The 12,335-nt window shown below is 59.0% G+C and carries 13 protein-coding genes; 7 read left to right on the forward strand and 6 right to left on the reverse strand.

Annotation, left to right across the window (positions count from 1 at the left end):
- Positions 1-445 precede the first annotated feature (445 nt).
- The 5 genes from PW792_16570 to PW792_16590 all read left to right on the forward strand — a co-directional run bounded on the left by PW792_16570 (position 446) and on the right by PW792_16590 (position 4,336).
- Positions 446-1,399, forward strand: coding sequence for a ParA family protein (locus PW792_16570; protein MDE1163539.1), 954 nt, complete (start codon positions 446-448; stop codon positions 1,397-1,399).
- Positions 1,400-1,530: 131 nt separating this feature from the next.
- Positions 1,531-2,481, forward strand: coding sequence for a ParB/RepB/Spo0J family partition protein (locus PW792_16575; GenBank protein ID MDE1163540.1), 951 nt, complete (start codon positions 1,531-1,533; stop codon positions 2,479-2,481).
- Between the two features lie 9 nt (positions 2,482-2,490).
- A complete protein-coding gene (locus PW792_16580; protein MDE1163541.1) occupies positions 2,491-3,225 on the forward strand; it encodes an isoprenylcysteine carboxylmethyltransferase family protein in 735 nt (244 codons plus the stop codon).
- 151 nt (positions 3,226-3,376) lie between these two features.
- On the forward strand, positions 3,377-3,850 hold the full coding sequence (locus tag PW792_16585; GenBank protein ID MDE1163542.1) for a carboxymuconolactone decarboxylase family protein: 474 nt from the start codon (positions 3,377-3,379) through the stop codon (positions 3,848-3,850).
- On the forward strand, positions 3,851-4,336 hold the full coding sequence (locus tag PW792_16590; protein ID MDE1163543.1) for an Rrf2 family transcriptional regulator: 486 nt from the start codon (positions 3,851-3,853) through the stop codon (positions 4,334-4,336).
- A gap of 364 nt (positions 4,337-4,700) precedes the next feature.
- Here the strand turns inward: PW792_16590 and PW792_16595 are convergent, their stop codons facing one another.
- From PW792_16595 to PW792_16605, 3 genes are all read right to left on the reverse strand, one after another.
- Positions 4,701-4,931: a DUF433 domain-containing protein gene (locus tag PW792_16595; protein MDE1163544.1), complete on the reverse strand. Its 231-nt coding sequence runs from the start codon at positions 4,929-4,931 to the stop codon at positions 4,701-4,703.
- 152 nt (positions 4,932-5,083) lie between these two features.
- Entirely contained in the window at positions 5,084-5,380 is a 297-nt protein-coding gene (locus PW792_16600) for an HU family DNA-binding protein (GenBank protein ID MDE1163545.1), read from the reverse strand.
- A gap of 255 nt (positions 5,381-5,635) precedes the next feature.
- Positions 5,636-6,361, reverse strand: a complete 726-nt coding sequence (locus PW792_16605; GenBank protein ID MDE1163546.1) for a DUF2461 domain-containing protein — start codon at positions 6,359-6,361, stop codon at positions 5,636-5,638.
- Positions 6,362-6,519: 158 nt separating this feature from the next.
- Here PW792_16605 and PW792_16610 point away from each other — a divergent pair, with 158 nt between their 5' ends.
- Positions 6,520-7,428, forward strand: a complete 909-nt coding sequence (locus tag PW792_16610) for an NADP-dependent oxidoreductase (GenBank protein MDE1163547.1) — start codon at positions 6,520-6,522, stop codon at positions 7,426-7,428.
- A 62-nt stretch (positions 7,429-7,490) separates the two neighbouring features.
- Positions 7,491-9,266 (forward strand): M20/M25/M40 family metallo-hydrolase, encoded by a 1,776-nt coding sequence (locus PW792_16615; protein ID MDE1163548.1) that lies wholly within the window; start codon positions 7,491-7,493, stop codon positions 9,264-9,266.
- A gap of 89 nt (positions 9,267-9,355) precedes the next feature.
- Here the strand turns inward: PW792_16615 and PW792_16620 are convergent, their stop codons facing one another.
- The 3 genes from PW792_16620 to PW792_16630 form a co-directional block, all read right to left on the reverse strand.
- Positions 9,356-9,865 (reverse strand): hypothetical protein, encoded by a 510-nt coding sequence (locus tag PW792_16620; protein ID MDE1163549.1) that lies wholly within the window; start codon positions 9,863-9,865, stop codon positions 9,356-9,358.
- Between the two features lie 182 nt (positions 9,866-10,047).
- Positions 10,048-10,791 (reverse strand): lysophospholipid acyltransferase family protein, encoded by a 744-nt coding sequence (locus PW792_16625; GenBank protein MDE1163550.1) that lies wholly within the window; start codon positions 10,789-10,791, stop codon positions 10,048-10,050.
- Between the two features lie 19 nt (positions 10,792-10,810).
- A complete protein-coding gene (locus PW792_16630) occupies positions 10,811-12,247 on the reverse strand; it encodes a Mur ligase family protein (GenBank protein ID MDE1163551.1) in 1,437 nt (478 codons plus the stop codon).
- Positions 12,248-12,335 lie beyond the last annotated feature (88 nt).

Here is a 12,335-nt window from a genome sequence, read left to right on the forward strand (position 1 = left end):
ACGTGGAACATTACGTAGCAACGAACCGTGAAGAGTGTTCCACATGGAACACTTGCGGAGGGGTAAAGCTTAGGCTTATCCCTAATGAGCTGCCTCTTCAGGAGTAAGCCCAGAGAGCACCACCCGTTCGACTCGAACAGAACTACCACTCTCGCATTCCTCCCGCCTAACGCATGCGATGAGCGAGAGAACAAGACCGCCTTGTTTCGATTTCGGAGGCGAAAAACTCCGGGAGGCCCAAGGGAAAATTCGACATAGAGTAGCCCCACCGATTCTCTGTCGACCTCTCCAGCAAGCTCCCGCAGAATTCACCCTGTGGCGCCACGTCGTAAGTTCGGAATGCGGTAATCGCTACGTCGCGATATATCTGGGCGATGTTCCACGTGGAACATCGGGAATTACTCGTAATGCGCCCCCATGGCTGCTACTCTAAGCGGGCACTGTTATGTCTGAGACCCCTGTAAAAGAGCTACCAAAACTGCCGCGTGTGATTGCTGTCGTCAACCAAAAGGGTGGCGTGGGCAAGACGACGACTGCGATCAACCTTTCGACCGCGCTGGCGCTGGAAGGCCAACGCGTCCTGCTGATTGACGTCGACCCCCAGGCGAACACCACTGGCGGACTCGGCTTTGGTCGTGATGATGAGCGACTGAGTGTCTACGACATCCTGCTGGGCGAAGCGAGCGCTAAAGAGGCGATTCTGCCGACAGAGGTCGAAAATCTTTCGTTGATTCCCGGAACAAAGAACATGATCGGCGCCAATGTGGAGCTGGTGAGCGCGGAGCGACGGGAGTTCCGGTTGCGCGAGGCATTGGAGCCTCTGCGTGCGGAGTACCCGTTCATCCTGCTGGATTGCCCTCCTGCGCTCGACTTGCTGACGCTGAATGCGCTGGTAGCGAGCGACGGACTGCTGGTTCCGATGCAGGCCGAGTACTTTGCGCTGGAAGGCATCTCGGAGCTGGTTTCGACGCTGGATAAGGTTGCAGCGGCGTTCAACGGAGGACTTTCTCTCGAGGGCGTGCTGCTGACGATGTTTGACGACCGCACGAACCTTTCTCAGCAGGTGCGCGAGAACCTGAAGTCGTTCTTTGGCGATAAGCTGTTTGCGACGACGATTCCCCGGAATATTCGCCTTGCAGAAGCCCCATCGCATGGCAAGCCGGTGGCTTTGTATGACGCTCGCTCACGCGGCGCAGAAGCGTACAAAGACCTGGCTGTCGAGTTACTGAAGCGGTATGGAATTGGGCCGAAGACAGCGCCTGTGCAACCGAACGGCCGAAAACGGCTCATTCTCGATGACATTCCGGCACCCAGGCCGATTGAAGGTGGCATTCTGGATGCTTCGCAGCCCAAGAAGAAGAAATTCTGGAAGTTTGGGAAGCCCGAAGCCGAAGAGTAGCCCGCTAAAAAGGCCTGAGTGTGCTGCCGAAGAAGTTTTCGGCGAATCGCAGTACTGACTGATATCTCGATCCAGTTGTCGAAAGCGGATGCGAGAGAGAAACTTTAGGTAAGGATTTACAGGAACCAAGAATGTCAACAGCAGACAAGAAGCGAGCGTTGGGTCGGGGGCTGGAGTCACTACTCCCCTCTCGCCCGGCAGCAAAGCCGGCAGTAACGGAAGCGCCTGCGGTGGTGGCGAATGTGGCGGCAGTAGCGGTGCCGGTGGAAGCGCCTGCGGGCAAGCCATTGGAGATTGCGCTGGAGCTGATCGACCGCAACCCTTTCCAGACCCGTACGCAGTTTGACGAAGAGAAGCTGGACGAGCTGGCAAAGTCGATTAAGGCCACCGGTGTGGTGCAGCCGATCGTGGTGCGGTTGGGCGCGGATCATAAGAAGGACGGACGCTACACACTCATCACCGGCGAGCGCCGCCTGCTGGCTTCGAAGAAAGCTGGCAAGGCGACGATCCCTGCCATTGTGCGTGAAGTTTCGAACGTGCAGGCGATGGAGATGACCATCGTCGAAAACCTGCAGCGTGCGGACCTGAATCCGATGGAGCAATCACAAGCCTATGCACGGTTGAGCCGCGAGTTCCACATGACGCAGGAGCAGATGGCCGAGCGCACGGGACAAAGCCGCGCCTCGGTGGCAAACTTCCTGCGCCTGCTGAAGCTGCCGATGTCGACGCAGATGCATGTGGAGGCGGGTGATATTTCGTTCGGCCATGCGCGTGCTTTGCTGGCGCTGGAGAACCATGACCGCATTGAAGCGGCTGCGGCAAAGGTGTTGGCACTGCATCTGAGTGTTCGCTCGACGGAGTCGATGGTGCAGAACATGCTGCATCCCGAGGCCAAGGAGAAGAAGGAAGATAAGCCGAAGCAGGCTGTCGACCCGAACGTGCGTGAGGCCGAAGGCCAGATACGCCGCGCTCTGGGGCTCCGTGTTCAGATTGAAGATAAGAACGGCAAGGGCCGCGTGATTATTGAGTACGCGGGCGTGGACGACTTCGACGCGATCTTGAGCGCGCTCGGCAACAAGTAAGGAGTATCTATGCGCGCGTTTCGGTTGGAGTATCGTTTTCGCTTTGTTCTGCACGCCATCATCTTTGTGCTGGGCTTCTGGTCGCCCTGGGTGCAGCGAAATGCCATTACGGCGAAGTCGGCGTGGGTAACGCTGTCAGCCATGGCGGCTGAGCATCGCTGGCTGAACTTTATGGCCGCGGTGGACGTGCTGCTGGCTGTGGCGATCGTGTTTGCGGTGCTGGGAGCGTGGTTCCGCGTTTGGGGCTCGGCCTATGTGGGTTCCGACGTCGTCGCATCGCGTGCGATGCATGGTGAAGCGCTCCTGGCGGATGGGCCGTATCGCCGTACGCGAAACCCGCTGTACCTGGGAACGCTGCTGCACACTGTCGGCATTAGCCTGCTGATGCCGTGGAGCGGTGCTGTGATGACGATTGTGCTGATCTGGATTCTGCAGATTCGTCTGGCACTCGCCGAGGAGTCGTTCCTGGCAGCAAAGTTTGGTGCAGCGTATGAGTCGTACAAGAAGCGCGTGCCACGTTTTCTCCCTGCTCCGACACCGCAGGTTCCTGCTGCAGGACAACAGCCGCGCTGGCTTCAGGCAATTGTTGGCGAACTCTACTTTGTCGTTGCAGCGATCGTGCTGGCGACGTGGGGATGGCAGTTCAACGCACAGCCTCTGCTGCGTGGTCTGCTGATCGCGCTGGGTGTGTGGCTGGTCGCACGAGCGTTCCTGCCGAAGCCCGCGGAAGCCGCAACAGCGTAAGAACTGCAAACGAATACGACCACAGAAGCCCGCCCTGCTTAAGATGCAGAGGCGGGCTTTCTACTACGCGAAGAAACTTGCTGGCTGATTTTTCGAAAACTTCTATTACGGACACTCAATATCCGTAATAGATTTTAAGCAAGGAGACCTCATGCGTATCAACTACACAAAGCAATCGGAGACGCTCTACAAGAAGTTTCTGGAAGTGAGCCTGGCATTAACAAAAGGCTCTATTGAAGCGGGTTTGCTGCATCTTGTGGAGTTGCGTGCCTCGCAAATGAACGGTTGCGCGTTCTGCGTGGACATGCACTCGAAGCAGGCGAAGATTGGCGGCGAGCGTGAGTTGCGTTTGTACCATGTGACGGTGTGGCGTGAGTCTCCACTGTTCACAGAACGCGAGCGAGCAGCCCTGGAGTGGACCGAACTGCTGACAAAGCTGCCGCCGCACGGCGTGTCGCAGGAGAGCTTCGATGCAGCGCGGCATCAGTTTAGCGAGCAGGAGCTTTCCGACCTGACGTTTGCCATCATGACCATCAACGGTTGGAACCGTGTGAGCATCGCGTTCGCAGTCGAACCGGGCTCGCAGGATGCGGCGTACGGATTGAGCAAGGCAGGGTTGAGCTAAATGCAGCTACGCAACCAGGTAGAGTGGGCGTTGCACTGCGCTGCGATTCTCGCAGCCGTGCCCGAGGAGCGATTTCTTCCGGCGCGGGACCTTGCCGAGATGCATGGTGTGCCGAAGGAGTATCTTTCGAAGGCGCTGCAGGCGTTGGCGATGGCGGGACTTGTGAGCACGACGCTGGGGCCCAGCGGAGGCTATCGGCTGGCTCGCGCGCCGAAGCAGATCACGTTTCTCGACGTTGTCGATGCCATAGAAGGCAGCGGGCGAGCGTTCGTCTGCACTGAGATTCGGAAGAACAATCCCTGTCGCCCCAGCAAGCAGCGCGATGCGGCACCGTGTGCGATTGCGCGGGTGATGTGGGGAGCGGAAGAGGCCTGGCGCAAGAAGCTTAGGAAGGTCACGCTGGCGGATCTGCTGGAGACACTTGAGGAAGATGTCGATGCGAAGACGCTGGCGAAGACCGCGGAGTGGGTGCAGTTGCGTTGTTAGCGTCCAGGAAACGGAAGAGTACGCGCTCGCATTTTCTTACCATCCAAAGTGATCAGGTATCCGGACTCGATCTCATGGGCAAGCCGCTCAAGAGCATGTAACACCATCTCGCCAAGGTTCTCCGGCGCAAGCAATTCGGACCGCAATTGAATTACCGAAGGGTGAGAGTCTCCGCTTACACGAAGCCTCTCTCCAAAATCAAGATCACTCGTAAGGATCGCGTACTGGTGCTGCTGTGCGTACGACATGATCTATTCGTCTCTGTCAAAAGCCCTGCCAATACCAGACCAAGGACAAGCATCATGATTCGCCATCTTCAAATAAGTCACCCAACGAGATGTCAGGTTCATGTCGATGAGTATCTTCACGCTATGGCTAATTCAACATCAAAGCCTTGTACCAAGGCTGCAGCGTAAGCGAGCGCTTGATGAATGTCTTCCCGCTCAAGATACGGATAATCTGCGAGTAGTTGATCCACGGTGTAACCACCAGCGATCTGCCCAACGATCATTCCTACCGTAACGCGCATTCCCCGTATGCAAGGTTTGCCGCCCATGAGTCCTGGTGTTTGCGTGATTCGATCGAATTTTGCCAACGGTCACACCTCACAGTTACAACTCATCGTAGACGAAAGATGATCGCAGTCCCAAGAACTTCTCGAGCAGCCATAAAAACGCCGGAGGCCTTTGCAGGCTTCCGGCGTTTCGTTGTTGCTGTATCGCATGCGCTCGTGAGGAGCGCGATCAACTACTTCTTGACCGGAGCGATGGTGTCCTTGGCGACCTTAGCGACGCGGAACTTCACGACGGTCTTGGCCTTGATCTTGATGGCTTCGCCGGTCTGCGGGTTGCGGCCGATGCGCGCCTTGCGCTCTGCCTTCACGAGCTTGCCGATGCCGGGGATCGTGAACTCGCCGTTCTTCTTGGTTTCCTTCACAGCGGTCTCTGCGAGGTACTCGAGAGCGGCTGCAGCCTGCTTGTTGGTGAGTTCGAGCTTCTCGGCCAGATTGCGGACGAGCTGGGTCTTGGTCATTCCCTTTGCCATGTTGTGTCTCCTTATCGAAATCTGTTGGGCGCTTTGGGCCCATCTCCCGCATGTTGCTGGCGTGAGCACTTCCTCATAGAGGAAGCGATTCGCCAGTGTTTATGCGGGTGCGAAGTACCGCGCCGAGATTCACTCTCAAGCCCACGAAAAAGTTTGTCAACCGCAAATATCGGTTTTTTACGGTTTTCTTGTGGGTTTTTACCGTATTTCAGTATTTTTGCACCATTTCGGGTCAAAAACGGCTGATTCGCCCCCCTAAAGAAAGCGGTTCATCGCGCTTGTACTTGCTGGGGCAGACGCTGAAATGGCCGCGTTCAGAGCCTCCACAATGGGCGTTGTGCGCTTGAACGTGGACACGATTGTGCGGACGAAGGAGGGGTCCAGGGCGGTCTCGGCGGGGAGCTCCAGGATGACACCCCAGCTCTGGGCGCGAAGCAGGTCCCCGGCAGGATGGTCCGCAGGAAAGCCCTTGGGCATCCGCGTGAGCGAGTGCAGGTTGAACGAGGCCAGGGTGCCGAGGTCGCCTTTGCGGGGCTTGAGGCTGCTTTGCAGCGAGGTCCGGTACTCTTCGTGGTGCTCGGCCATCCAACGGCGTATGGCAGCAAGTTGCTCGCGCGCGGGCATGAAGACACCTGCGGCCAACTCGACCTTCTTCGGAGAGACCTGTAGGTAGAAGCCACCGCCGGAGGTCTTCTCCATGCCACGGCGAGCCCACCAGGCGGCCACGTGGGGCTTGTAGGGCCTCTTGTCGGCGCTGAAGCGTATGTCGCGATAGATCCGCATCATCGTCTTCGGCGCAGGGCGAATGTGCTCGGGAGCAAAGCTTGCGAGACCACTGTTTACTTCGTCGATGAGCGTGAGCATCGGGGTCTTCAGTTCACGCTCGTAGAGTTCGCGGCGAGCTTCAAACCACTCGCGGTCGTTGTTGCGGTTCAGGCCTTTGAGGAACTTGAGCGCGGCGGGGGTGAAGTGTGTGCCCATATCGTGATGGTAGTGGCTCCTGAGCTGAGTAAAAAGAACGTGCCGGAACGCAAAGCGCAGCGTTCGCCTCGAAACTTTACCGAGATTTGATGTGGAGCATGGCTTGAAGTCTTCTTTTGAAAATGCCACGAGGCCATCTGATTGCATCTGAAGAGAGCATGAAGGCTGTTCTGTTGCATGAGTACGGCAAGCCAGGCTTGCTGAAGTGGGAAGAGGCTGCCGACCCCAAGCCCGGGCAAGGCGAAGTGCTGGTGCGTGTACAAGCCGCAAGCGTGAACCCTGTCGATCTGAAGCGACGCTCCGGTGCTGCGGCAGAGCGCTTTCCTGTGCAGTTTCCGGGCATCCTTGGGCGAGACTTTGCCGGCGTAATTCGTGAGCTTGGCGAAGGTGTCCACGGCTTTGCGGTGGGTGATCGCGTCTTTGGTCTGGCGTGGGATACGTACGCCGAGCTGTGCGTCTGCAAAGCGGATGAGATGGCAAAGATTCCTGATGGCGTGGACGTCTCAACAGCAGCGGCGATTCCGTTGGTGAGTGCGACCGGCGATCAGCTTGTGCGTGAAGCGGCAAAGGCGCAGAAGGGCGATGCGCTGGTGATCTCAGGCCTGACCGGCAGCGTGGGCCGGTGTGCGTTGTTCACCGCGAAAGAGCTTGAGGTGAAGGTCATTGCTGCCGTGCGCAAACATGCGATGGAGGAAGCTCGATCCCTTGGTGCGGTGGACGCGATTGATCTTGAAGACGACAAGAGCATCGCACTGCTTGGCTTTGTGGATGCCGTTGCCGACACGGTTGGCCGCGAGGCAGGCACGAAGCTCATCGGCAAGGTGAAGGCTGGAGGCAACTACGGCAGTATCGTAGGCGTGCCGAAGAACGCGTCCCTTCATCCGACCGTGCAGGTGAACGCAATGATGACGCATCCTGATGCGAAGACGTACGTTCGCTTCGCAGAGGCGATCCGCGATGGCAAGCTGGTGCTGCCGATTGATCGTGTTGTGCCGATGGCGGAAGCAGCGGAAGCGCATGCTGCGGCGGAGAAGGGCGGCATTGGAAAGATTGTTCTCACGGCATAGATTCGCTTCGTCGTATCCTGTGGCAACTGTTTCATCCATTACCCACGCCGAGGGATACCTTGATGTCGTATTTGCCGATTGAGAAGCGCTGCCGCACGATGGCCGCTGTGATGCTGAGTGCCATGATGTGTGCGCCGTTTACGGCCGCTGTTGCGCAGAAGAAAGGCACAGAGGTCGATGGCTACTACGGCCCACAGCCTGCCACCGAATCGCTTGATCTGGCGATGTATCAGCGGATCCGCAACGAGGGCCTGCAGCATGGCAAGGTGATGCAGTTCGCCTATGCGTTGATGGATGGCATCGGGCCGCGTCTTACGGGTTCGCCGAACCTTGCGAAGGCCAATGCGTGGACGCGCGACACGATGACGTCGATCGGCTTGTCGAACGCGCACCTCGAAGACTGGGGCGAGTTCGGCATGGGCTGGCAACAGATCAATACCTGGGCACAGATGACGTCGCCTGATCCCGAACCGCTGTGGATGCAGGCGCTGCCGTGGTCGGTCTCGACGAACGGCACGGTGGATGGCGACATTGTGTATATGCCGCTGACAGCGGATACGGACCTCGAACAGTACAAGGGCAAGCTGAAAGGCAAGATCGTTCTGCTGGGTGCGATGCGCACAACGCCCGATCTTACCGAGCCTCTCTTCCATCGCTACACCGACGATGAGTTGCAGAAGATGACGGAGTTTCAGGCTACGGAAGGCGGTCCGCGTCTGATCAACGGCAAGACGTTTGCCGAGTTCATGGCAGAACGGCGCAAGATGTCTGAGGTGAAGACGAAGGCGTTGAAGATGATGGCCGACGAAGGTGTTCTCGCCATCATTACGCCGACACGCGATGGCAGCAAAGGCGGCGGCACAGGCGTAATCTTCGACGACAACGGCAACATGCTTTCGCGCGATGGTTACAAGGTTGAAGGCAAGGTCATGATCCCCTGCGCGGTGATGATGATTGAGCACTATAACCGGCTGGCGCGTATGTATGAGCATCATGTAGCCGTGCACGTCGCGGTGAACATCGAGACCAAGTTCACCGGCGACCATGAGCACGGTTTCAATACGGTGGCGGAGATTCCTGGAACCGATCCGAAGCTGAAGGACCAGGTGGTGATGGTCGGCGGACATCTCGATAGCTGGATCTCTGCGACGGGTGCGACGGACAACGGCGCAGGCACAGTGGTTGCGATGGAAGCGATGCGCATTCTGAAGTCACTGGGTGTTGAGCCAAAGCGTACGATTCGCATTGGCTTGTGGACCGGTGAAGAGCAAGGCATCTTCGGTTCGGAAGGCTATGTGAAGCAGCACTTCGGCGCGTTTGCCAAGCCCGCAACGCCGGATGCTCCAGGCACGCCGAGCTTTATGAGCAACAACCACGGGCCTTTGCAGACCACGAAGGAGTGGGAGAAGCTGGACGCCTACTACAACATGGACAACGGCACGGGTATGCTGCGCGGCATCTACACGCAGGGCAACTTCGCGATCGCTCCGATCTTTCAGCAGTGGATCGCGCCGCTGAAGGACCTCGGCGTAACGACAGTGACGACGCGCAACACGGGCGGCACCGATCACCTCTCGTTCGATGCCGTGGGACTGCCGGGCTTCCAGTTCATTCAGGACCCGATGGACTATGGCACACGCACGCATCACTCCGACATGGACACGGTCGATCGTCTGCATGAGAGCGACCTCGAGCAGGCTGCGATTGTGGAAGCGATCTTCCTTTGGAACACGAGCCAGCGTGAGGCGATGATGCCTCGCAAGCCGTTCCCGCATCCTGAGGACGACGACAAACTGAACGCTCCGCTGAAGGGGATTTATCCGAACGCGCAACAGTAAGCTTTCGCAAGAAGCATAGGCGGCGAAGAGTACTAACTCTTCGCCGCTTTTATTTTGGGGACGCAGTCAGGAAAGATGCGAGCGTGGCTTTAGGCTGGCATGTACTGCTGCCACTCATTGGTTGATTCAGCCAGTCGCTTGAGCAGCGCGAAGCGTTGGTTCGCTAACTTGAGGATATGGGGCTTGAGGAGAGCGAGAGAAGCTGCGCGGCCAAGGATGCCGAAGGGAAGATCGAAGTACACGTGGTCTTCCATGATGGTGGGTGAGCCCGGCGTGCTGCTCTGGCGGAAGAAGTGATCGTGATGGAAGTGCGCGAAGCGGCCCTGCTCCTGCGTGTCCTGAAAGAACGCGGTCAGCGTTGGCTCACCGTCGAGTGTATGCAGCGCCGGTGGCGTGAAGGCCGTGATCAAGGTGTGGTGCGTTGTGGGCAGACCAAACTTGATGCCGCGCCAGACGATGCGACTCTCTGCAATGACAAAGCTCGGGCCGCTGATCTGCTTCATGCCGAGTGTGCCCTGCACCAGCTCCACGTTCGTCGAGAGCGCGAAGCAGCGCTCGATGGGGGCGTGCACTTCGATGCTGAGGGAGAGAGGAGACATTAGATTAAAGCGTAGACATTAGACAGTAGAGGGTAGACGTGGCGCGGCGGCCGTATGTGTTCTGCGCGGCACTACTACTTAGGATGCGGCGCGAGTGCACTGCGTTGGCAATTGCTTCTCACAACACCAGCACTCTATCGCTAAGCGGCACGGCCGACTCTCTGCTGTCTAATATCTACGCTCTACTGTCTATCCTTCGTGTATGTCTCGAAGATGACGGAGCGGAGCTGTTGCGTAAGAGCGTCGGCGTCGCGCGTGGTGAGGCCGATCGTTGGGATGGGTTCGCCGACGATGAGCTTCAACGGACGCGGATGCATGGCGTAGACGTGGATCGGCAGAAGCTCGTAGGTACCGATGAGGGTCAGCGGTACGAGCGGAACCTGCGCCTTGATGGCCATCCATGCGGCTCCGGCGACCATGTCCTGTAACTCGCCGGTGGCAGCACGTCCACCTTCAGGAAAGATCACGAGAGGAAGCCCCGCACTGAGCGTCTTGACGCCGCGAGCCAGCGAGGTAACGCCTGCGCGCGCGGAGCTTTGGTCGATGGGCACCTGGCCCGAACGATTGAGATACCAGCCGATGAAGGGGATCTTCCAGAGCGGTGCCTTGGCGAGGATGCGGAACTGGAACGGCAGCCGCGCGAAGAGCACAGGCGTGTCGTAGTAGCTGAGGTGGTTGCTCGCACAGACGCATGCACCGAGGCCGCGAAGGCGCTCCGCGTGAACGATCTCCGTCGGAGAGAGAGCGATCTTCAGCAACACACGCGCCCATTGACGAGCGATCCAGTGCTGCTGACGGCCGCTCTTATCCCACAACCCAGCGATGAGCGAAATCGTGCCGAAGAAGGTAGTAGCCAGCGCGATGAGAGGCATCAGCAGCAGGTAGGTGGTCCACTTCCAGAACGGCGGCGGGGTCTTTGATGACATCTCTTCGGACACTGTGTGCCTATCGTACTTCTTCTGCAAGCAGAGCGCGGATTTCGGCGACAAGGAAGACGCTGCCGGTGGCGACGATGACACCGTGCGGCGGCGTGATGGCTTCAGCCTGCGCGAGCGCCGCGGGAATGTGCGGAGCGCCATGTGCGGGGACGTCCATGGCGTGCGCCACGGTGAGGAGCTCATCGAGCGTGGAGGCGCGGGCGTTCTGGATGGGCGCGAGAACAATGTGGTCGTGCGCTCGTTCGGGTTCGCTCGAAGCAGAGTCAAAGAGCGGGAAGAGTACCTGCGCCATCTCCTGCACGGGCTTGTCCGCGAGTGCAGAGAAGACGAGCGTGCGCGGCGTGGTGGCGGGCAGGGAGGCTAGTGCGGAGCGAAGTGTCCAGGCGCCTGCAGGGTTGTGTGCAACGTCAAGCAGCAGCGGAGCGTGCCCGCGCTGAGAGGGGATGAACTCCAGACGGCCGGGCCACTGCGTGTTGCGTACACCCGCTTCAATCGCAGAGTTCGTGATGTTCGCAAACCCGTGGTTGGCGCGGAGTTCGAGCGCGGTGGCCACGGCAAGCGCAAGGTTGCGCTGCTGGTGCACACCAGAGAGCGGCGAGTCGATGTGCAGCACCTCGCCATCGATGGAGAGCTCGTAGCGGTTGCGCGGAAGCAGCGAGTCGGCGGAAGGAACGCCGCCGGATGCCATCAGGTTGCGCGGCGGCAGGCAGCGCGCCGCGTCCACGCCACGCACGTTGTTGCTGACGGCGATTTCGCCGATGGCGGCGTTCGCTTCAGGGTGCTGCGAGAGCGTGACCAGCACGCCGTCCTGGCGCAGGATGCCGGCCTTCTCCCGCGCGATCTCGCCGATGGTGTTGCCAAGAAACTCGGTATGGTCGAGACCGATGTCGGTGATGACAGAGACGAGCGGTTCGACGGAGTTGGTCGCGTCGAGACGGCCCCCAAGGCCGACTTCCAGCACGGCGAGTTGCACACGCTGCTCCGCGAAGAAGGAGAAGGCTACGGCGGTGAAGAGCTCGAAGAAGCTGGGCGTATGCGGCAGCACACCTTCGATGACAAGACGCTCAGAGACGCTCCAGGCACGGCCAAAGAGCTCGCCAAAGGCTGCGTCGGGGATCTCGTTCAGAGCAGCGTCTGTTCCACCGGCAGAGGTGCGAATGCGCTCGTTGACGCGCAGAAGGTGTGGCGAGGTATACAGGCCCGTGCGCAGGCCGCTGGCGGCGGCGATGGAGGCCAGCGTGGCCGCGGTGGAGCCTTTGCCGTTGGTTCCGGCGATCAGCACACTCGGAAACGACCTCTGCGGCAAGCCAAGCGCGGTGAGCAGGGCTCGGATATGGTCGAGCGAAAACTTGCGCGGAGCGGCGGCCGCGGCGCCGGAAGCACGGCCGGTGCGAAGCTCGGGGCCGAGGGATGCGAGAGTTTCGAGTGCGTGTTCGTACGTCATTTTTGTTTGCTTTTCCCTGCCGGAGGAGTAACGTTACCTAAAGCGTTTCCCCCTCACATGAAAACTGTACCTTTTTTCATGGATAGAG

Source organism: Acidobacteriaceae bacterium (assembly GCA_028283655.1).
Lineage (GTDB): Bacteria > Acidobacteriota > Terriglobia > Terriglobales > Acidobacteriaceae > Granulicella.